Here is a 20,378-nt window from a genome sequence, read left to right as displayed (position 1 = left end):
TAGTCTTATTTTAGCATAAAGTTGATCAGTTGACTGTCCTCCTTTAATTCTGCCAATCGCCAAAGTCCCCTATTTATGATAAAATGAAAGGCATGAAACATAAGAAACTAGTCTTGGCAACGGCTTTGGCAGGCCTAGCTGGCCTGAGTGCCTTAGGTTATGGCCTGCAAGAAAAATTGGCCGACCGCAGGCAGGCCAGAGCCCTAGCGGAAATCAGGGAATATTTCAGTCAGATGGGGGACATTCAGGTCCTCTACATTAAGGATTACGAGAGCCAGGGGTCCAGCTTTTCAGGCGGTCTTGTCTTTGAAGATGGCCGAGTCCTTGATTTTGCTTACGACGCCGGTGATATTTTCTACAGTGAGGGTAGCGAAGATGCTTAAACCAGAAACTTATGAAGAATTAGCCACTTATTTAGAGCAAGAAGGCCGTTTTGTCTTCTTATTTACAGCGGACTGGTGTCCCGATTGTCAATTTCTCTATCCATTTTTGCCTGACCTAGAAGCTGATAATCCAAGTTTTACCTTTGTTCAGGTAGATCGAGATGGCTTTATGCCCCTGGCCCAGAAGTGGAATATTTTTGGCATTCCCAGTCTGATTGTCGTGGAAAATGGTCGGGAAATTGGCCGACTGGTCAATAAACTCCGCAAGACCAAGGAAGAAATTAATAATTTTTTAGCAGGATTACAATAAAAAGAAGGAAGTCGCATACCCATGATTTTTGCCTATAACAAAGAACAAGTCGGAGATGTCCTCATGGTCATCCTCCAAGATACCAAACCAATTGCTCGCCAAGTTGAGCGTAAGGGCAAGGTTGCCCGTGTCTATGCTGAAAAAGACGGACATACCCTAGCTTGGAATATTTTTGAGGCCTCCAGCTTGATGAAGCTATCTGGTGATGGACAAGTTTTCCCAAGTCCAAAGGATCTGGAAGTTCTCAATCAGGAATTAGCCAAGGAAGACTTCGAAGAAAAACTAGAAGCAACGCCAACCCCAGTGTTTCTTGTCGGTCAAATCAAGGAGATGAAAGCTCATCCAGACAGCGACCACCTCAATATTTGTCAGGTCGCCATTAACCCTGACAAAACCGTCCAAATCGTGGCGGGGGCTCCCAATGCAGCTGTCGGTCTCAAGACCATCGTAGCCTTGCCAGGGGCCATGATGCCTAATGGCAGCCTAATTTTCCCAGGCAAGCTTCGCGGCGTTAATAGCTACGGCATGATGTGTGCTCCCCGTGAATTGGCCCTGCCCAATGCCCCGCAAAAACGTGGCATCATCGAGTTAGACGACACCGCCGTCGTCGGTGAAGCTTTCGATCCAGCCAAACATTGGCAGAGGTAAAGTTTTAGTCAGTAATTGTTATAATAGACGACATTGATGTCACCTGACATCGATGTCGCTTTTTTTTACGGCAAAACTATCTTATGATATAAACATAGCGACGGACAAAGATAGTTGGTTGCTAATCATTTTAGAATGAAATTTGAAAGAAAGGAGAAATAAAATGAAAGATGAAAATAAATTGCTTGAAGAGCTTGAAATTGACATTTTGGAATTAGATGATGTAGAAGGTGCTCCAGCAACAGCTGCATCAAGTGGCAGTGGTGGTTCCAGTACCTGTGGTTCAACCTCGTGTTCATCATGCTCATCTAGCTGTGCCTAACCCATCGTACAGTTCCTAAAAAGAAAGGAGAAATAAAATGAAAGATGAAAATAAATTGCTTGAAGAGCTTGAAATTGACATTTTGGAATTAGATGATGTAGAAGGCGTTCCAGCAACAGCTGCAACAAGTGGCAGCGGTGGTTCCAGTACCTGTGGTTCAACCTCGTGTTCATCATGTTCGTCCAGTTGTGCATAAATAGGAAGTTTGTATTGAATAAACAGAATTATATGGTTACTAACAATCCTGTATAATTCTGTTTGTTTTTTAAGTGATAAGGAATATTAAATAGATGGGAAACTTAAAATATGTTGTCCAAGAAAACAGTGTGTTAGTATCTTACCTTGGGAGAAAAAGAAGAATAGCTTTACCTAAACATCACTCAGTAGAGAATTTGATTCACTTTATTTGTGTAAACACAGACAAGGTGTTTGGAATAAATCAAGGTCAAACAGAACAATTTTCAACATATAAGAATGGTAGACAAATATTTAGAATTTCTAAGAAAAACGAAAAGTCATTGAAGCGATATTTTCCAAGTGTCAAACCACTATCTAAAAAAGAGAGATATCTACTTAAACAAACTCTGCCATTACTAAGTTATTTAAAAGGTTCATATTATATTGAAGTTGATGATTTTATGATGCTTCATCAATTCAGAGAGGGAATCTCTATTTATCATGTATTAGATACTGCAAAAACAGAATTTAAACTACCAACTACCAATAAATTTCTGGATATTAATATTTTGAAAAATATATATTTTTCAAATTTAATAGAGTCAATTGATATTATCAACTCTCAAGGACAATTTATGTTAAAGATTTTTAGTCCTGAAAAACAAATATATAGTTTTGAAGATACTAATATAGATGGACTTATTTTTAAGGCAATTAAGGGGCTGATGGAATCTAAATTAAGTTATAGCAGTATTGGTATAGGAAGAAGTAAAGTAGAGTCTTATGAAGATTTTTTGAATAAGCAAGGCAATGGTAGTGCATCTGTCTATTGCCAAGACAGTCTTGCTCAACATCTAGGGCTTGTACTTACCAAGGAGTGGGAAAAATGAATATTCAGCAATTTATACATGAAATAGTAATGACTATCCCTATAAGTCAACCTACGCAGATTGTTTATCAAGACGTGAACTTATATTTTGGGACTCTAGATTATTTCCGTTCCCAGAGAGTTGAAGAGGGGATAATTATTTTTTGGGAAGAACACAAATTGTTTGTCAGTCCTCTTTTCAATAAAAGAGATAAGATTTGTAGTCACTGTTTTTTGGAACACCGTAATCAATTTAAATTAGCTGATTCTTTTGGACAGGGAAATGAAGTTGTAGAGATTGATGGGAATAATTTATATGAAGAAAAGCTGCTTTATGTTATTTCTCAACTAATTCGGTTTAAATCCGAACCTCCTTTGTTTGATTACTTTGTCATTGATGATTATCAAATTTCCAGGCACCAGTTCTTTAGAATTACGAATTGTGATATTTGCATTTCTAATGATAAAAGATTTGACAACACCATCATTGACAGTAATCTTCAATGTCAGGCTTCTTCTTTACGGGAGAAATTAGGAGATTATTCTCGTTATATTCAACTAGATAATAAGGATACCGGACTTTTTAGGAGAGAATTAACAACCCTTTTAAAAAATGCAGTAACTGTTGAATTGCAGTACCCACTTTCTCAAAGTGAGATGATTTCAGGAATTGGGATTGATACTAGCTATAAGAAAGCCAGAGCAAAGGCGTTTTTGGAAGCCATGGAGCGGTATAGCGGAATAATCTCAAAGGGACAGAAACGTTTTCTTTTCTCTTTAAATGACCTTGGTAAAGAGGCAATGGATTACTTGAATCCAAATGAATATTTGCCTGTTCTTGGAAAAGAAAAGATAAATCGAGAAACAAAAATTCATTGGTTACCCGCTCATAACTATCAAACTCAGAAATCCACTTTAATACCTGAAGATTTTATCATTTACAAAACAGAGAGGAAACCTATAAGTCAAAAGTTAGTGAACATGAGTTCGAATGGACATGCTGTTGGGAATAGTTACAAAGAAGCTGTCATCTTTTCGCTTCTTGAAATGTACGAACGAGATTACTTTTTATTCCATTGGTATCAAAAGAGAGTTCCTAAAGAGGTCAATCAAGCAAGCATTTTCGATGCAGAGATAAACTACTACTTGATGTTGATCAAGAATTTAGGCTATGAGGTTTCAATTTATCAATTACTTTCCAGCAAAGTGATGAACATTTATTGGACATTTGCTCGTGGGCAAAATAGCAATAAATTTGCAACTTATTCAACAGCAGGGGCACATTTATTTGGAAAATCAGCCATTGTTTCAGCCCTAAAGGAGCTATATTTTGCACTCTATGCCTATGATCAAGATGTTGGGGATATTCAAGAAAAGGGCCATCGGATGCGTCCTCAGGATGTTACTACAGTGGCTGATCATGCAATCTATTACTCAGTAGAGGACAGAAGTCAGAACTTTGATTTCTTGAGGGAAGCAGAGATTATAGATTTTGAAGTTGAGAGTGACTATAGTATTGATATAGACACTTACTATTCAGTACTACTTGAGTTTACAAATCAAAAATTTGGAAATTTCTATATTGTAGAAAATACTCCGATTGGTTTAAAGGAAATTGGTTTATGCGAGGTGAAGGTTTTTGCTCCTGGGATGCAAGATATGAATTTTGGTTATGAAAATCTGTACATCAATTATCGAAGGATTCAAGTATCTAACTATCAGGAAATTCCAATACACCCCTTCCCCTAATATTCTAACTTAGAAAGGTAAAAAAATGAATTTAATTGAAATTGATAATTTAAGAAAGAGTTTTGGAACAAAGGATGTCTTGAAAGGACTGGATTTAGATTTAGAAACAGGGAAAGTCTACACTTTGCTTGGGAAAAATGGTGCAGGAAAGACAACTTTTATCAGTATTTTGCTCAGACTTATCAAGGAAGATGAGGGTCATGTGGCAACGAATCTAAATATCAAAAAAGAGGTTGGAGTTGTCTTTCAAGAGGATTATTTCCCAAAAGATATTACAGTTTCAGACTTAATTAAGCTACAGGCTTCATTTTTTCATAAGAAAGTTGATATTGATGAGCAACTGGAAAATATGGGATTGGAAAAGGAAAAAAATCAGAAAGCAGGGACACTCTCTGGTGGACAAAAAAGGAAGCTTTCCTTTTTATTAGCTATCTTACATGATCCTAAACTCTTGATTTTGGATGAGCCTACTGCAGGTATGGATTACGATAGCGTGGAAAAATTTGTACAGCAAATTAAAAAATTAAAAGCTGAAGGTAAGACGATTCTCTTAATTACGCATGACTTGTATCAAATTGAGTCATTCGCAGATTACATCTTGCTATTGAATGAAGGTATTTTTGAAGAAAACATTCTAGTTGATGATATGTTTGCAGAAGTACTGTATGAATTTCCAAGAGAAATGATAAAAAATGACGTTCCAAAAGAAAAGTTATTCTATGCAGATGGTCAAAGCATGGTTGTAAATACTTTCCACACTCAAGAATTGATTGCAGAGAATGGAATTATTAATTCAGAAAGCTTCAAACGTCGTAAGCAAGTCGTTGATATTTTCAAACGTATTTCATTTGTAGAAGGAGAAAAATAATGATTTCAATTGTACAACAGATAAAAAATAGCCTACAAAATAAGCGTTTTGTTATTTTTACTATTTTATTCCCGGTAGCATTTTACGTTTTTTTTATCAAGCAACTGAACTATGTAAATACAGAAGATAGTGGGATGATTGCTTTGTTTTCAGCTATGTTTGGAATTGCGGGAAGTGGCTTGAATACCTTTAGTCAAAAAGTTTCAAAAGAAAAAGGGTATTTCCGTATCATGGATAAAATCTCTCCATATTCTTACGCACACTATATGTTCGATAGTGTATTGGCGCAAACCATTTTAAATATTTTGATTTTATTCTTCATAACCTTGGCAGGGGTTTTAGCGGGGAATCTAAAAGTAACGGGTTCTTATCTTTCTATTGCTAGTTTATTACTCTATTTTGGTTTTTATTATATTGTAATTGGTTTTCTGTTGGGAACGATCTTTAATGACGAAACGCTGGCTTCTGCTTCCATGCCAATCTTTTTCGCCTTTATGATGTTGAATATTACACCAAATATCATGAGTGCAATGAAAATGCCAGGCATCATCGTAACAATCCAAAAATTCTTCCCTGGTTATTATTACAATGAGGTGCTTTTACATAAAACTGCTGAAAAGTTCTTACAAGCTTTTCTAGTGATTACGCTTTATTTTTTTATTGCTGGACTTGTGACAGTCATTGTAAATAAATTTTTACAAATAAATAAATAGGAGAGAGTAATGAGTAGACTTGCTGCAAATCAGTTATTTGCCCACTATGAGTGCTTGCATCATCAGCCAGAGCCAGGTTTTTCTGAGGAAAAAACAAAAAATTATGTAAAAGAGATTTTACGTAAAGCTAATCTTGAAAAAATTTCTGAAGGAAAATTAGGATTGATTTATCAATATAGAGGTCGAGAAGGGCAAGATAATCACTATGATCTAGCCTTTCGTTCAGAATTGGATGCTGTAGAAATTAACGAGAGTACTCAAATCTACTACCATGGGTGTGGGCATGATGCCCACACCAGCATTCAATTAGAACTTGCAACCTATGTAGCCAAAAACAAACCAAAATTAAATGTTCTGTTCATCTTTCAGGCTAGTGAGGAAAAGTACGGTGGCGCAAAAGAAGTTTGTAAATTTCTGAAAGAAAGTAAGATCTCAGTATCAAAAATTTATGCTCTCCATGTCACACCAGATTTATATTCTAATTATGTGTCAATTAAAAAGGGAGATGTTCTAGCAGCGGGGTTGAGTTGCCATTTAAAACTCTTATTAAAGGATAGTGGACATGTAAGCCATCAAGGAGAAAGAGCAGCAAATCTATTTGCTAAGTTGGTTTCATTGTCAGAGAAATTGAATGAACCGGATTTTCATTGCAAAATTACAAATTTTTCTTCCAATGGTTCTCACAATGTATCTCCAACAGAACTATCTTTTAATATTACTTTTAGAGGAAAAACTGCTGAAAAGTGCAAGCTTAAGCAGCAAACATTTTTGAAACAGTTGAATGTTGATTATCGAAATGAAGTCATTATGAACTATCCTGTGCTACACAATGATGCAAAGCTCTACAGCTGGGTTTATCGAAAATTGTCCCAAAGTAAAGTCATAAAGGTGCTGGAGACTCCCTTCTTATTTTCTTGTGATGACTTTTCATTTTATGGTAAGGAGCTGGATACAGAGACATGTTATTTCTTTATTGGTGCATATAACGAAGGGCATGCTATCCATTCACAGGAATTTGAGACTCCAAAAGCTACCTTGCTAAGAGGTTGGTATGTGATGATGTTATTGATTGAAAAGGAGAATGAACGAATCAATGGTTAAAAATATATATTATAGAAAAACAAACTTTCCAAATAGAGAATTTTCTAAGATTTTCCAAAAAGAGGTTTTTCAAACGTTACGCACTTATCAGTTTGAATACTCTCATTTAGTGGAACAGTTAGAATCGACCCATGAAACTGGAATCGAAGAACTAAATCAGGTGATTCAAGATTTTCCAGAAAGCAAAAATAAACAACAACTACTTAAATTTTCACATGATTTTTACAATAATCGCGGTGAGTTAGCCAATAAATATCATAAAATATCCTCACTGCTTCCGTCTAAACTGACCACTATCTTTGATTCTTATTTTGAATATCAAAGACAAACTGTCGAGAATGAAGACAAGGTTGAAAAGCTGGTTCATCAACAGTATCTAAATGAGAAACAGTTAATCATGGCAGGTTTATCTAAACATCCTGATTTTGTTAAAAATACGAAAATGATTGACCAAACTCTTTATCAAAAAATAAAAAAATTACTTAAAACAGATGTTGAAAAACACAATAAAAAGCAACGTCAAATGGATGTTTTTTTGTATAACTACTATACTCGCATCGCTACTAAAACAAGTCCACTAGGTTTATTGGGGACAACTGGTGTATACGGACGAGAGCCGTTTGATTTAAAGAAAAACATCGTTATGTCGGTGAATTCTTCTATTATTTTAAAACTATTTGATCGGATTTATCTAAATCCAAATTATCAGCCAAACTTAACATTTAAACTAAATGAGACTCTTATCCATAAAGATGGGAAATATTATATTACAGTATTTAATGATGTGGCAGGGAAAAGTCTCTATCGTAACCGCCAAGAATTAGTTACTCTTTCTGAAAATGAGAGTTTAAATGGGATTCTAACTCTATTTAAGGGCCAAAAAGTGTTAACAGGGCGCACTCTTCTGAAATACTTGTCACAAAATTCTCAAGAGGAATATCTACCAAAATTGTTGGAAAACAGTGTATTACTTCCAGCAGAACAGATTAATATTGTCGGAAAGCAAAGTATTTCAAAAGCCCTGCTTGAAAAATTAAAAGAGGTTTCCTCGGAATTATTCTCAGATGAGATTGCAATATTAGAAAAAGCAGTTGCCCTAGAAAATGAAGTATTTTCTTGGACGGCTTATGATCAATTGACGGAAGAAATTCACAATATTGTTCAAACTTACGGTATAGAAGGTTTTAATAAGTCTACTTACGTTTCAATTGATGCGGTTACATCGCAAAATGGCACTTATTTGGAAGAACAGGCCAAAGTTGTAAAAGAAAACCAGAGAATTATTGAAGACTTATCAAAATTTATTTCTATTTTTGATATTTCAACTCGTAGTAAATATCTAGCTTATGAAATGCTCAAAACAAATTACGGGGGAGAGTTTATTCCTCAAAATACGAGAGAAATAAGTAAATTTTTACGAGATTTGGCAGCAACACTTTTTCAAAGGGATGGCTATTGGATGGAATCTTTTGGATACTTAGGGACTTCCTACGACCATCAAATTGACAACCGGCTCTTGAAATTAAAGAAGAGTATAGTGCAGCAATTATTAGTACAAGATTTGGAAGATGGTTCGGATCTCTTGATTTCACATGAATTATTGAAAGATTCTACGACGCAATTAGAAAACCTAGTAGGTCAGAACCATAAGTCCCGTGGTTACTTTTTACAAGTGAGTCCAGAAAATAAAATTGTTTTCAACCATATCTATAAAGGCTATGGAGTCTATCGCAGAAGATTCAATCATTATCTTCCGACAGAAATGGAGCCTTATGGACTAGATGGAGAGTTAGTGGACATTCCGATGACGTTTGGCTTTAATGCAAATATTCGAGAAAGTACGGATAAAACCTTGCATTTGCCGTTGGGAGACTTGACTTTGACAAGTCCTAAACAGTTGACGTGGTTAGACTTGGGCTTTAGACTTTCAACAGGATCAAAAGAGATTGAAGTATTTGAGAAGACAACAGGAAATATTGTGTATCCGCATTTCTTAGGTAGTTTGATTACTGTTGCGCTTCCATCGTTAGTCGCAGTGTTTAATTCTATTACTCTTAATGATTCCATTTATTTTGATTTTGGGGAACTGTTATTAAGACAAAAGCTAGAAGAAAGTTCGCAAGAAAAGGTAGTATTACCTAGACTTTGCTTTGAAAATACAACTTTGATTTTATCTAGAAAAAAATGGTACCTCACTTGTAAGGCCCTACATGCGATTCTTGATAAAGATAGTTCAATGGGTAGAAAATGGCTAGAAGTAGTTGAATATTTTGAACAAGAAGGGTTACCGTTATCTTTCTTTATTAAAGATTTTTTTGAAAGCTACGATCAAGATTCAGAATTGTTAAAAACGAAACCACTCTACATTAATTTTGAATCTTTCTTGAGTTTTAAGGCTTTTGCTGGTTTGTTGAAAAAGAAGGATAAGATTTTAATTGAAGAAACTTTACCGGAATGTATTAATACGGAAACAGATACAATTATAGAATTGATTGTTGAAACAGATGACTAAGGAATTAGGAGGAAAACGTGGAATATAAATTATCAGTATTTATCAATAATTTGGCTTTTTCAAATATGTTAATCAGTAAAATATATTCTTTGCTAAATGAGAAAAGCATGAGCAATGTTTGGATAAAGAAATCTATTCAAAGAGGGCATCATATTGAATTATACAGTCAGAATCTAGCAGATTTGAAGGAACTAGAGAGTTTCTTAGCTGGAGCATTGGAAAACTATACACCTGTTAATATTGAAGAATCGAAATTGAAGAAACAAATTATGACTGTTTCAAGTGCTGAAAATACGGAAGCTAAATTAGATATACAGCCAGATGGAACACTATTGCTAGAAGAAATTGAGGCAGCTGCAGAAGAAAGTAGTCTGAGTTCTTTAGAAACAGAATTAGCTGTTGAAAAGAAGAAAATGGAGCTGATTCTCTATCTAGAAAAAATTGGCTTTTTCAATAAAAGTGAAAGCCAACAAAATATTCTATTGACAAAACTATTTCTGAATTTAGGACTGCTCTTTAATAATAATTTAAAAATGGGCTATCTATCAATGAAGTCCAACATTGTATTCTTTAATTTACAACTTAAAAACTTAAAGGATACAATGTCGCAAGAAAACTATGAACGTTATTACCAGTTAGTTAACTCCCTATCTTCAGACGAACAAAAGTTCATTCATGAAAAAATTGAAACCTTTCTAGCAGAAAACGAAGAATCTTATTTTAAAATATTTGTCGAAAAGCTTTACCAATTTTTCACCGATGAGTTGAAAAAGGGACACTTGTATTACCAAAACATGAGTGATGCAGAGAGCTTCCTTCAACAGGCGCGTGAGAGGGGGCAGTTAACAGAGTTCCATAAGAATTTCTTTACTAATCAAGAATTTTTATCACAACATTCATCACTTCCCTTTGTACTTTATCGATACACAGTTGATGTCCTCTATCAGGTTATGCCGCTACTAAACGTAAATCCGCTACGCAAACAAAAAATTACGAAAATGGTGTGTGACAAAGTTGAGACAGGTTACGGCATTACTTGGGAAGACAGTTATGCCATGATGCAAAAACTTTTTAAGAAGAAGGTATAGTAAATGCATATTCTAGTTGAAAATGGAGAAAAATATTTTTTCGATGGCACTCATTATAGAAAATTTGCCTCAAAAAATGCGGAAGTAAAACCACATAAAACAAATAATCAAAATCTCATCTATTCAGTGAAATCTCAAAATGTAAAATTTCCATCTCTTCATTTTGAGCTAGTGAATGTAGAAAACCTTGTTGAGATTCCTACATTAGATAAAAATGACTGTAAAAAAATAGTTGAATTCTTTGCCCAAAACATGTCAAAAATTTTTGACCAAGTAATGGCAGTTAGTCAAGAGTTAAATCAAATTGAAACTTCTACTTTTTCAGATGGGATTGATTCAACAAGCGGTAAATCAATAATAAAAGTATTAGCTGCTCAACTATTATGCTCCTATTTGAGAGAGCGAGGGATGAAAGTGCTAGTAAATTTTGAACAGCCTCCTGAAAGAAAAGGAATGTACGTAAAATTGAATTTTCTCAAAGGGAAAGACATTTATTGTGAGGTAGTACATGAAAACGAAATTAATTACCAATGATTCATTTTTTGATGAGAACCATTTGCAGATTTTGGAAGGTGGAAGGAAGTACGCTATCTTGGTGGTGGACCGTATCTTTTTCTTCACAAAGGAAGAGGGCTTTCTTGAGGACTTTTTATACACCGTTACTTTATATCAAGAGGCTAAAACAAAAAATTTACTGACCAGTATGTTTTCAGCAAAATACCAGAATAGTGAATCAGCAAAAAACTCGGCAAAAGCTCTCCTAGACCAACTTGTTTTTAAGACAGGACAGGTTGGGACATTAGATTTAGAACAACAAAAAGTATCTTATTTTCATATTAAAAAGAGGAGAAGTGCTCATACAAGAAGTCAGTTAGGATTTAACCAGCTATTGGCAAAAAAAGATATTGAGAGGTCAACTGGCTTTCGAGCAAAAACTATTGGAGACTTATCCAAGAATGCACAATGTTTTTTGGATACAACAGTGGCCTATCGTAAATTCTTTGATTTGGATTCAGATTATTTTCCAGGTGTAGGGATTGAATATGCTGTAACAGATAAATATATAGAGTGTGGTTATGGTCGTTCTTCATCATTTCAAGATTCGACCAACATTGCTCAGTTAGAAGCCATTGAGAGGTACTCCTCCCTGTATTATCCATACAAAACCAAGGATATATATGGGAAGTTTTCAGATTTACCAGATGCTGTTTATCCTGAGAAATTCATACTACCTTCCTCTGATAAAAATCCATTTATGCCTTATCGAAATAATTTGGAAATCTATTGGACAGAGGCAGAGTCTTTGAAAAAGAAGAAAACGGTATTGATTCCTGAACAATTAGCAGTATATGGCGATTCTTTCTTTAGAGATAAAAAGAAGCAACATCGCTTTATTTATGATAGTTCGAATGGTGTTGCTTTAGGAGGAACCTTTGAGGAAGCAATTCTGTATGGGATTTTGGAACTAATTGAGAGAGATAACTTTTTAACAACTTGGTATGGACGAATCCCAGTCGAAGAGGTAACAATAGAATCTCTGGGCTTGTCTGAGGATACTCTGAAGACAATTCGTTGTGCTCAACAAGATGGCTTTGATATCAGAGTTTTTGATATTTCAATGGAGTTAGGCGTTCCTTCCTTTTGGGCTTTGGTAAGAAGTTTGAAAGACCATAAGATGTATGCCTACACAGCAGCAGGAAGTAATCCTCTCCCTCACAAGGCAGCAGAATCAGCACTGTTAGAGGCGTTAGTTGGAATTAAAATTCACGATAATATCAATGCCGAATTTGGAATGAAGGTTCCTACCGAAGTTACTGAAATGGAAGACCATGTGAACTACTATTCTAGTAATCAGCACAAAACAGCATTCGATTTTTTAAAGGCATCTCATGTAACCGACTTATCACCACAAAAATATATTCAAGAAAATAATACAAAGTCATACTTGCGAGTATTGATTCAACGAGTACTAAAAAAATATGAAGATATTTACGTGGTCAATTTGACTTCAAAAGAAATGGAAGAACTTGGCATCTATACTGTGAAAGTAATTGTGCCAGGGTTACTCCCTATAACTTTTGGAGTACAAAATGAACGAGTTTCTATGAGTCGTATCAATCAAGAAAGGAGTAGGAGAGGTCTTGAGGAAGTGAGGCTAGTCAACCCATATCCCCATCCCTTCCCATAACAAAACATGAAAGAAATTGAAAAGTGGTTATCCTACCATATTTTTTGTCATAATCTGATGCACCACGACAGTATTATCTGCACTCTAAATAATTGGGCATCCAAAGAAGGGCTTACATGCTTTTTCTTCATTCGCTATTGGGAAGGTGGACCCCATATTCGTTTTCGGATAAAGACTGCAGAATCTTCCAATAAAGATTATTACCAAATCCTATCGGATTTATTAGACCCAGAACTCTCTAGTTCTAATGTAAATGTAACATTAACAAAAGAGCAATACTATAAGGGACATAAGTTAGACGGGGAAAAAATTCCGTTGAAAAATTTGCCTTGGTATAACAATAATTCTATTGTCTCAATACCGTATGTTCGAGAAAATGAGCGATACGGAGGCTATGAGGTAATAGAGAAAGCAGAGTCTGTTTTCTATCATTCTAGCCAATTAGTATCTACTATGTTGGAAGGCTGTATGAATTGTCACGTGATGATTCGAATGCTTTTTTACATCTATACTTATGAGCAAGTAAAGACAGCTATTACAGATAAGAAAATTGATTTTGACTTTGAACAATTTTATGCTAATTGTTTCTCTTATTGGAACAAATTGTATGACTTGAAGAATGAAAGTTATATTGCGGACATTATCACTTCCATAGAACATTCATTTGAAGGGAAAGAAGAAAAAATTAAGACAGTCTTCTCATTCATTAAACCAGAAATGAGGGATTCATTTATTACAAATTTAATTGAATATTTGGAGGAAGTCTATCAACTTAGAGGCAAGAAAATGATGCGGTCAGTTCTCTTTTCTCAGATGCACATGTTTGCAAACCGCCTTGGCATTCCTATTGAATATGAATGTGCCATCTATGGATACTATCACACGAAAACATCAACGGCAACTTCCCGGAAAGGAGTATAAATGAAAAAAGTATTGTTAAATGAAGAAATGTATTACACTCCTAATTTTGATTATGAGCAATTAAAAAATCGTCGAAAGAAATTTGCGACTAATCGTATTAATTGGTTTATGAACAATAGTCCAAAACAAGATTATCAATTTCCAAAAGATAATATTACAGACTTTGATAATAGGAAACAATATGATTACTACCAAGAAGATGTTAAAGAGGATCCAATTCGAAAATTATTTGAGAATCGACGGTCAACCCTTTTAAACTCTTTTGAGGGGAAATGGAATCGCGAAGAATTATTTGAGTTATTGACAATCGCTGTCGGCCCAAATCCACGAAAAAGGGTATATCATGGGGAGGATTTAATCCTAAGAAATTATCCTTCAGGAGGTGCGCTATTTCCAGTAAAACTCTATATTTTTGTCAAAGATGTTGAGGGAGTTGAAACAGGAGTTTATTACATCAGTCCTCAGTTGAAAAAATTAGTCAAAGTAGAAAATAAAAAAGAGATGATATGGGATAATCTCTTCCCGATGACTCTTTACAAACTAGATGCACTTAGTAACTCAACAGAAAAACTTAGTTTTGCTGTATTCATGGTAGTTGACTTTAAGGAATCATTTAAAAAATACGGTGAGTTGTCTGAGCGTTTAGCCTTCTTCGAAGCAGGACATGTCGGACAAAATCTGCAACTCGTTTCTAGCCACCTCAATAAAAAGTCACTTCCCGTTTGTGGTCTCTTTCCTGAAGAGGTTGAAAAACAAATTGGAATTCAAAACAGTGACACGGAATATTGTATCTATGGAATATTATTTGGATAAAAGGAAGGATAGAAAATATGCTTTTAAATCCATTTTTAACAGTCAACCATAAGCAAAGCACCTATTATTTTTCAGAGAAATATGCGCAAAAACAAAAACCATTTCTCACTTTGAAAACTACGAAAGGGCTGGATGAATTAGTAAAGAATAATCAGCTAAATCAAAAAATTAGCCAGCATCTCCAATATTCATTTGCGATTTCAGATAATCAAAAGGAATTCTTTTTCATACTGGAGGAGAACGTAGCACTTTGCTCTACGTTGGTCAATAAAACGATGTTAGCCAAGTTCTTAATGTTAAGATTACATGGTGCAACTATTGAACTACGAAACTATAGCCAGTTAGATTTAGAAGATTTAAAAAATATGCTTGAAGTACATTTAGGAACTGAAAGCCAGGTCGTTATTATTGTTTATGATAAAAATAGTCACCTTGAAGATATTCAGCCACTTACTAAGCGAGGCTTGGTTCTTCTCTTTGAAGTTTTTGACGGAGAATTATTAGGAGTTGGACCTTTTGTTGAAATGGATGCTGGTAAAATAGACTTAGGTTACTATCTGAAAGACAAAGCAATAAAAAAAAATGCTAAGAAAATAGAGGAGTACTGGGATCGGCCAATCGAAGAAGTGATATTAGATACCACACTCTCAGCAATTACAGATTATTTTTCTGACTATATTACAGCGTCTTCACCTTTTATGTATCGCAAAGTAGTATTGGGGCAAGATACACTTTATCTCTGCGAAAACTTTTTTTGTAATTAAATCTACAATGTAGTGACGATTGGATGCTAATTGCATTCTTCAAAATAACTCCAGACAGTGAGATGAGGAAAATCTTATTTTTCCTCTTTTTTCTGCCTCCTTTTACGAATAGAAAAGTAAGGAGGTGAAGATATGTATAACAAAGTCATTCTTATCGGTCGTTTGACGGCGGCTCCCGAGATGGTTAAGACCCCTTCGGATAAATCGGTCACTCACGTTACCCTAGCTGTCAATCGCCGTTTTAAATCTCAGGATGGCGAGCGTCAGGCCGACTTTGTCAATGTTGTCTTCTGGGGCAAGTTGGCTGAAAGCCTGGTCTCTTATGCAGGTAAGGGGAGTCTGGTTTCCCTAGATGGTGAAATCAGAACCCGCCATTATGAAAAAGACGGGCAAACCCGCTATGTGACTGAGGTCCTAGCCCAGTCCTTCCAACTGCTAGAAAGTCGAGCCCAGCGTGCCTTGCGGGAGAATCAAGGGACCAGCGACCTGGCCGATTTAGTTCTTGAAGAAGAAGAACTCCCTTTCTGATACCTCTATTTTTCTTTGTCCAACGTGAACCAAAAGTAATTTCCCACAATCATTCACGTGCTAATCATCGCCTGAGTTCGTCCATACTCGGGCGTTTTTTATTTAAAATGTCAGCCAAGCCCTAGCCAGAAAATGTTATAATGGAGGTAAATTAGGCCGAGGAGGCAAGGACATGCAAATTATTTTCAGCGACATTGATGGTACTCTTCTCAACCAAAATCATCAGGTAACTCCGGCAACGGCCCAGGCCATCAAGGCCTGCGTAGGTAAGGGACTCTATTTTGTGCCGGTATCTGCCCGTATGCCTGAGGCTATTCGCCCCATTATTGATAGCATTGGAATTCCCAGCCCCCTGATTGCCTACAACGGGGCTCTGATTCAAGCCCAGGATGGCACGATTGTTGATAGTAAGGTCATGGTCATGCCCGAGGTTCTCTCGGTTTGTCGCCTGGTGGAAGAATTGGGTCAGGATTTGGCTTGGAATATCTATAGCTACAAGGACTGGTACTCTTCCCAGCAGGCCCATGATTTGGTCCACAATGAAGAAGTGGTGGTTGGCTTAGAGTCGCAAATGGTAGATTTACAAGACCTAGCTGATCTCAAAGAGGCCCACAAGGTTCTGGTCATGTGTCCTCCAGCCAAGTCCGATGCCATCCTAGAAAAACTCAAGCAGTCCTATCCTGACCTGTCCATTGCCAAGTCCCTTCCTCATCTGATTGAAGTTATGGCGACAGGGATTGACAAGGGTCAGGCCGTCAAGACCCTGGTCGACTACTATCGTGTCCCAATAGCTGAGACCCTGGCCTTTGGCGATAACTACAATGATTTGGAGATGCTGGAAACCGTTGGGCAGGGCATCCTCATGGGTAATGCCCCTCAGGCCCTGCAGGAGCGAATCGGCAGGGTTACCTTGGACAATAATCACGATGGTATTGCCAAGGTTTTGGAGGAAGAGATTCTCCAAGCTTGAAGAGGCTACTGTCGATTTGTTGGCCACTCCGTTTAGCGATTCTTAATGACCAAACCCTAGAGTCTGCAGGACCTCTCTAGTCTCAATGAAAATCAAAAACTTTACCTGAGGTAGAGTTTTTTTCTTGACTAATTTTGACCAAATGATAGAATAGTAACTGTAGTTAGCACTCGGACGATTAGAGCGCTAAAAAATCTTTTGGAGGTAAGACAATGTTAAAACCATTAGGTGATCGGATTGTTGTAAAATTTGAAGAAGTAGAAGAGACCACAGCTAGCGGTTTCGTTTTGGCGGGTGCTTCCCACGAAGCTACTAAAACGGCGACTGTTTTGGCCGTTGGCCCTGGTTCAAGGACCCTGCATGGGGATTTGATTGCCCCAAGCGTAGCTCAAGGGGACAAGGTTCTGATCGAAAATGGCGCAGGTCTGGATGTCAAAGATGGAAACGATAAAGTTTCTATCGTCCGTGAAGCTGATATTTTAGCGATTCTTGGCTAATACTCAATGAAAATCAAAATTAACCGAGGCAACGAACCGAAGACAGTACTGGAGTACGGCAAGGTGAGTTAACGACAGTAAATTTTGATTTTCAAAGAGTATAAGGCCGCAAAGTCTCTAATAAAAAAAAGCCAGCCCTCTCTTGCTGGCTGACGAGAAATTTTTAGCTCAGCTGATTTGGTTAGGCTTGCTCGAAGGGAACTTTCCTTAGCTTGCTTTTGGGTCAAGAGATAAAGGCTCGAACTGAGCTTCTGGCCACTTTGACAAGCTAAGTAAAATTACAATAGATAAGAAAGATAGGTATAGATAAATGGCAAAAGATATTAAATTCTCAGCAGATGCCCGCTCTGCCATGGTGCGTGGGGTTGATGTTTTAGCAGATACGGTCAAGGTAACGCTTGGCCCTAAAGGTCGTAATGTTGTTTTGGAAAAATCCTTTGGCTCTCCATTGATTACCAACGATGGGGTCACTATCGCCAAGGAAATCGAATTGGAAGACCACTTTGAAAATATGGGAGCCAAACTGGTTTCAGAAGTTGCTTCTAAAACCAATGATATCGCTGGTGACGGTACCACAACCGCAACCGTCTTGACCCAAGCCATTGTCCGCGAAGGTTTGAAGAATGTCACAGCCGGTGCCAACCCAATCGGCATCCGTCGGGGAATCGAAAGAGCAGTTTCAACAGCTGTTGATGAACTCAAGGCTATCGCTCAACCCGTTGCTAATAAGGAAGCCATTGCTCAGGTCGCTGCCGTATCTTCTCGCTCCGAAAAGGTCGGTGAATACATCTCTGAAGCCATGGAAAAGGTTGGTAATGATGGGGTTATTACTATCGAAGAATCCCGTGGTATGGCAACTGAATTGGATGTTGTCGAAGGGATGCAATTCGACCGTGGCTACCTTTCTCAATACATGGTGACCGACAATGAAAAGATGGTCGCAGACCTAGACAATCCTTACATCTTGATTACAGATAAGAAGATTTCTAATATTCAAGATGTCCTCCCTCTCTTGGAAGAAGTGCTTAAGACCAGCCGTCCACTCTTGATTATTGCTGATGACGTTGCTGGTGAAGCCCTTCCAACCCTTGTTCTCAACAAGATTCGTGGTACCTTCAATGTCGTAGCCGTCAAGGCTCCTGGCTTTGGTGACCGTCGCAAGGCTATGTTGGAAGATATTGCTATTCTAACTGGTGGTACCGTGATTACCGAAGATCTTGGTTTGGAATTGAAAGATGCGACAATTGCTTCCCTCGGTCAAGCTGCTAAGATTACTATTGATAAAGATTCAACCGTTATCGTTGAAGGTGCTGGGTCAGCTGATACCATCGCTGAACGTGTCGCTGTCATCAAGTCGCAATTGGAAAGCACCACATCAGAATTTGACCGTGAAAAATTGCAAGAACGCCTAGCTAAATTGTCTGGTGGTGTTGCTGTCATCAAGGTAGGTGCTGCAACCGAAACCGAACTCAAGGAAATGAAACTCCGTATTGAAGATGCCCTCAATGCGACTCGTGCCGCTGTTGAAGAAGGTATCGTTGCCGGTGGTGGTACCGCTCTGGTTAATGTCATTGAAAAGGTTGCTGCCCTTGACTTGGATGGTGACCAAGCAACCGGTCGCAACATCGTCCTTCGTGCTTTGGAAGAACCTGTTCGCCAAATCGCTCGCAATGCTGGTTATGAAGGTTCAGTTATCATTGAAAAACTCAAAGCCAGCCAAGCAGGCACAGGGTTTAACGCTGCTGACGGTAGCTGGGTAGACATGGTTGAAGCTGGGATCATTGACCCCGTTAAGGTCAGCCGTTCAGCCCTGCAAAATGCCGCCTCTGTTGCCAGCTTGATTTTGACAACCGAAGCCGTCGTTGCCGACCATCCAGAAGAAAAAGCACCCGCAGCTCCAGCCATGGATCCTAGCATGATGGGTGGGATGATGTAAGAATATAAAGCCTTTCTAGCTAGCAGAGCTAGCTGAAAGCCTACGCTAGTCGCTATAGCGCACTAGCTATATTCTATACTAACTCAAAGGACAAAGTAAGGTCGACTTTGTCCTTTTTGTGTCGTAAGAAAAAAATTTCTAAAAGTTAAAAACTTTTGAAATTTAACGGCAAGCACGAGTGTGCCTCAGACTGAAGACAAAGTCGTTAGAAATTGATTTTCTAATGTCTTTTTTAGCTATCAAAGTTTTATAATAGATGTAAGAATAATCGGAGGTTGTCTCTATGTTTCACAAAGAAACCCCCAACTACAAAGGTGGTGAATAGACCTTGCTGTCTCTAGATGAACTTGTTCCTGAGGATCATTTACTGCGTCAAATTGATGAAACAATTGATTTCTCTTTTATCTATGACAAAGTCGAGACGACCTATAGTCAAGAAACAGGACGTCCTAGTTTAGATCCCGTTTTATTGGTCAAAATTCCTCTCATCCAGACCCTATTTGGTATCCGTTCTATGCGTCAAACCATCAAAGAAATTGACGTTAATATCGCTTATCGCTGGTTTTTGGGATTAGGTTTGGATGATAAAGTCCCTCACTTCACGACTTATGGCAAGAACTATTCCCGTCGTTTTGCGCCAGTTGGGCTTATCGAAGAAATTTTTGCTCCTATCCTTCAAGCCTGTCTAGATCAAGGCCTTATTGATACGAGCGAAATCTTCATAGACGGCACTCCTATCAAGGCAGCGGCTAACAGCCACAAGTATGTTAACCCAGAGGTGGCTGTCCAAGCTAAATTCATGTCAGAACAATTAGATAAGGAAATTGACCAAGACAGGAAAAAGCATGGGAAAAAGCTCCAAAATAAGAAAGTGTCGAAAACTGATTCAGAGAGTGGTTGGTTTCATAAAGGTGACCATAAGGAGGTTTTTGCCTACAATATCCAAGCGGGTTGTGATAAGTATGGTTGGGTATTAGGTTATACCGTGCAAGCTGGAAATACTCATGATAGCCAGGCCGATT

General features: G+C 37.4%; 21 protein-coding genes and 1 pseudogene. All 22 read left to right on the top strand.

The window, feature by feature from the left end; translation table 11 throughout:
* Positions 1-92: 92 nt before the first annotated feature.
* Positions 93-383, top strand: coding sequence for a DUF4651 domain-containing protein (locus tag DYE66_RS00835; protein WP_002998726.1), 291 nt, complete (start codon positions 93-95; stop codon positions 381-383).
* Positions 376-693, top strand: coding sequence for a thioredoxin family protein (locus DYE66_RS00830; protein WP_002998886.1), 318 nt, complete (start codon positions 376-378; stop codon positions 691-693). The genes DYE66_RS00835 and DYE66_RS00830 overlap by 8 nt, the downstream gene beginning before the upstream one ends.
* A gap of 21 nt (positions 694-714) precedes the next feature.
* Positions 715-1,341: a YtpR family tRNA-binding protein gene (gene ytpR, locus DYE66_RS00825; RefSeq protein WP_002998923.1), complete on the top strand. Its 627-nt coding sequence runs from the start codon at positions 715-717 to the stop codon at positions 1,339-1,341.
* 163 nt (positions 1,342-1,504) lie between these two features.
* Positions 1,505-1,663: a thiazolylpeptide-type bacteriocin gene (locus tag DYE66_RS00820; RefSeq protein WP_002998758.1), complete on the top strand. Its 159-nt coding sequence runs from the start codon at positions 1,505-1,507 to the stop codon at positions 1,661-1,663.
* Positions 1,664-1,700: 37 nt separating this feature from the next.
* Positions 1,701-1,859: a thiazolylpeptide-type bacteriocin gene (locus tag DYE66_RS00815; protein ID WP_002998588.1), complete on the top strand. Its 159-nt coding sequence runs from the start codon at positions 1,701-1,703 to the stop codon at positions 1,857-1,859.
* Between the two features lie 94 nt (positions 1,860-1,953).
* Positions 1,954-2,730 (top strand): hypothetical protein, encoded by a 777-nt coding sequence (locus DYE66_RS00810; RefSeq protein WP_002998687.1) that lies wholly within the window; start codon positions 1,954-1,956, stop codon positions 2,728-2,730.
* Entirely contained in the window at positions 2,727-4,457 is a 1,731-nt protein-coding gene (locus DYE66_RS00805) for a YcaO-like family protein (protein ID WP_002998585.1), read from the top strand. The genes DYE66_RS00810 and DYE66_RS00805 overlap by 4 nt, the downstream gene beginning before the upstream one ends.
* A 25-nt stretch (positions 4,458-4,482) precedes the next feature.
* A complete protein-coding gene (locus tag DYE66_RS00800) occupies positions 4,483-5,325 on the top strand; it encodes an ABC transporter ATP-binding protein (RefSeq protein WP_002998840.1) in 843 nt (280 codons plus the stop codon).
* On the top strand, positions 5,325-6,038 hold the full coding sequence (locus DYE66_RS00795; protein ID WP_115324780.1) for an ABC transporter permease: 714 nt from the start codon (positions 5,325-5,327) through the stop codon (positions 6,036-6,038). Before DYE66_RS00800 ends, DYE66_RS00795 begins: the two co-directional genes overlap by 1 nt.
* Positions 6,039-6,047: 9 nt before the next feature.
* Complete coding sequence (locus tag DYE66_RS00790) at positions 6,048-7,139, top strand: M20/M25/M40 family metallo-hydrolase (RefSeq protein ID WP_115324778.1); 1,092 nt, start codon at positions 6,048-6,050, stop codon at positions 7,137-7,139.
* Positions 7,132-9,651: a lantibiotic dehydratase gene (locus DYE66_RS00785; RefSeq protein ID WP_002998771.1), complete on the top strand. Its 2,520-nt coding sequence runs from the start codon at positions 7,132-7,134 to the stop codon at positions 9,649-9,651. Before DYE66_RS00790 ends, DYE66_RS00785 begins: the two co-directional genes overlap by 8 nt.
* Positions 9,652-9,668: 17 nt before the next feature.
* Positions 9,669-10,739, top strand: coding sequence for a hypothetical protein (locus tag DYE66_RS00780; RefSeq protein WP_002998788.1), 1,071 nt, complete (start codon positions 9,669-9,671; stop codon positions 10,737-10,739).
* Positions 10,740-10,742: 3 nt separating this feature from the next.
* Positions 10,743-11,273, top strand: a complete 531-nt coding sequence (locus tag DYE66_RS00775) for a hypothetical protein (protein WP_019782222.1) — start codon at positions 10,743-10,745, stop codon at positions 11,271-11,273.
* Positions 11,248-12,927 carry a YcaO-like family protein gene (locus DYE66_RS00770; protein ID WP_115324776.1) on the top strand — a complete coding sequence of 560 codons (1,680 nt, stop codon included), beginning with the start codon at positions 11,248-11,250 and terminating at the stop codon, positions 12,925-12,927. The genes DYE66_RS00775 and DYE66_RS00770 overlap by 26 nt, the downstream gene beginning before the upstream one ends.
* A 6-nt stretch (positions 12,928-12,933) precedes the next feature.
* Positions 12,934-13,848 carry a lantibiotic dehydratase C-terminal domain-containing protein gene (locus tag DYE66_RS00765; RefSeq protein WP_002998884.1) on the top strand — a complete coding sequence of 305 codons (915 nt, stop codon included), beginning with the start codon at positions 12,934-12,936 and terminating at the stop codon, positions 13,846-13,848.
* The gene (locus DYE66_RS00760) at positions 13,849-14,661 is read left to right on the top strand and encodes a SagB/ThcOx family dehydrogenase (protein ID WP_002998779.1); all 813 of its coding nucleotides are present in this window, start codon (positions 13,849-13,851) and stop codon (positions 14,659-14,661) included. It begins immediately after the preceding gene.
* Positions 14,662-14,678: 17 nt separating this feature from the next.
* Positions 14,679-15,425 (top strand): hypothetical protein, encoded by a 747-nt coding sequence (locus DYE66_RS00755; RefSeq protein WP_115324774.1) that lies wholly within the window; start codon positions 14,679-14,681, stop codon positions 15,423-15,425.
* Positions 15,426-15,557: 132 nt separating this feature from the next.
* Positions 15,558-15,953, top strand: a complete 396-nt coding sequence (locus DYE66_RS00750; protein WP_002998842.1) for a single-stranded DNA-binding protein — start codon at positions 15,558-15,560, stop codon at positions 15,951-15,953.
* A gap of 172 nt (positions 15,954-16,125) precedes the next feature.
* Positions 16,126-16,923, top strand: a complete 798-nt coding sequence (locus DYE66_RS00745) for a Cof-type HAD-IIB family hydrolase (RefSeq protein ID WP_002998609.1) — start codon at positions 16,126-16,128, stop codon at positions 16,921-16,923.
* Between the two features lie 212 nt (positions 16,924-17,135).
* Complete coding sequence (gene groES / locus DYE66_RS00740; RefSeq protein ID WP_002998881.1) at positions 17,136-17,420, top strand: co-chaperone GroES; 285 nt, start codon at positions 17,136-17,138, stop codon at positions 17,418-17,420.
* Between the two features lie 310 nt (positions 17,421-17,730).
* Positions 17,731-19,356 (top strand): chaperonin GroEL, encoded by a 1,626-nt coding sequence (gene groL / locus DYE66_RS00735; protein ID WP_002998969.1) that lies wholly within the window; start codon positions 17,731-17,733, stop codon positions 19,354-19,356.
* 328 nt (positions 19,357-19,684) lie between these two features.
* Positions 19,685-20,374, top strand: a pseudogene (locus DYE66_RS00730) (transposase); the annotation flags it as partial.
* Positions 20,375-20,378: the final 4 nt, after the last annotated feature.

This window comes from Streptococcus downei MFe28, assembly GCF_900459175.1.
Taxonomy (GTDB): Bacteria; Bacillota; Bacilli; order Lactobacillales; family Streptococcaceae; genus Streptococcus; species Streptococcus downei.
Note: the sequence above shows the minus strand (reverse complement) of the source record. Positions and strands in the feature narration are given on the sequence as shown.

What these genes read in the sequence shown, in the direction of transcription:
- DYE66_RS00835 (WP_002998726.1), top strand. Translation starts at nt 93, where the DNA reads ATGAAACATAAGAAACTAGTCTTGGCAACGGCTTTGGCAGGCCTAGCT.
- DYE66_RS00830 (WP_002998886.1), top strand. Translation starts at nt 376, where the DNA reads ATGCTTAAACCAGAAACTTATGAAGAATTAGCCACTTATTTAGAGCAA.
- ytpR (WP_002998923.1), top strand. Translation starts at nt 715, where the DNA reads ATGATTTTTGCCTATAACAAAGAACAAGTCGGAGATGTCCTCATGGTC.
- DYE66_RS00820 (WP_002998758.1), top strand. Translation starts at nt 1,505, where the DNA reads ATGAAAGATGAAAATAAATTGCTTGAAGAGCTTGAAATTGACATTTTG.
- DYE66_RS00815 (WP_002998588.1), top strand. Translation starts at nt 1,701, where the DNA reads ATGAAAGATGAAAATAAATTGCTTGAAGAGCTTGAAATTGACATTTTG.
- DYE66_RS00810 (WP_002998687.1), top strand. Translation starts at nt 1,954, where the DNA reads ATGGGAAACTTAAAATATGTTGTCCAAGAAAACAGTGTGTTAGTATCT.
- DYE66_RS00805 (WP_002998585.1), top strand. Translation starts at nt 2,727, where the DNA reads ATGAATATTCAGCAATTTATACATGAAATAGTAATGACTATCCCTATA.
- DYE66_RS00800 (WP_002998840.1), top strand. Translation starts at nt 4,483, where the DNA reads ATGAATTTAATTGAAATTGATAATTTAAGAAAGAGTTTTGGAACAAAG.
- DYE66_RS00795 (WP_115324780.1), top strand. Translation starts at nt 5,325, where the DNA reads ATGATTTCAATTGTACAACAGATAAAAAATAGCCTACAAAATAAGCGT.
- DYE66_RS00790 (WP_115324778.1), top strand. Translation starts at nt 6,048, where the DNA reads ATGAGTAGACTTGCTGCAAATCAGTTATTTGCCCACTATGAGTGCTTG.
- DYE66_RS00785 (WP_002998771.1), top strand. Translation starts at nt 7,132, where the DNA reads ATGGTTAAAAATATATATTATAGAAAAACAAACTTTCCAAATAGAGAA.
- DYE66_RS00775 (WP_019782222.1), top strand. Translation starts at nt 10,743, where the DNA reads ATGCATATTCTAGTTGAAAATGGAGAAAAATATTTTTTCGATGGCACT.
- DYE66_RS00770 (WP_115324776.1), top strand. Translation starts at nt 11,248, where the DNA reads ATGAAAACGAAATTAATTACCAATGATTCATTTTTTGATGAGAACCAT.
- DYE66_RS00765 (WP_002998884.1), top strand. Translation starts at nt 12,934, where the DNA reads ATGAAAGAAATTGAAAAGTGGTTATCCTACCATATTTTTTGTCATAAT.
- DYE66_RS00760 (WP_002998779.1), top strand. Translation starts at nt 13,849, where the DNA reads ATGAAAAAAGTATTGTTAAATGAAGAAATGTATTACACTCCTAATTTT.
- DYE66_RS00755 (WP_115324774.1), top strand. Translation starts at nt 14,679, where the DNA reads ATGCTTTTAAATCCATTTTTAACAGTCAACCATAAGCAAAGCACCTAT.
- DYE66_RS00750 (WP_002998842.1), top strand. Translation starts at nt 15,558, where the DNA reads ATGTATAACAAAGTCATTCTTATCGGTCGTTTGACGGCGGCTCCCGAG.
- DYE66_RS00745 (WP_002998609.1), top strand. Translation starts at nt 16,126, where the DNA reads ATGCAAATTATTTTCAGCGACATTGATGGTACTCTTCTCAACCAAAAT.
- groES (WP_002998881.1), top strand. Translation starts at nt 17,136, where the DNA reads ATGTTAAAACCATTAGGTGATCGGATTGTTGTAAAATTTGAAGAAGTA.
- groL (WP_002998969.1), top strand. Translation starts at nt 17,731, where the DNA reads ATGGCAAAAGATATTAAATTCTCAGCAGATGCCCGCTCTGCCATGGTG.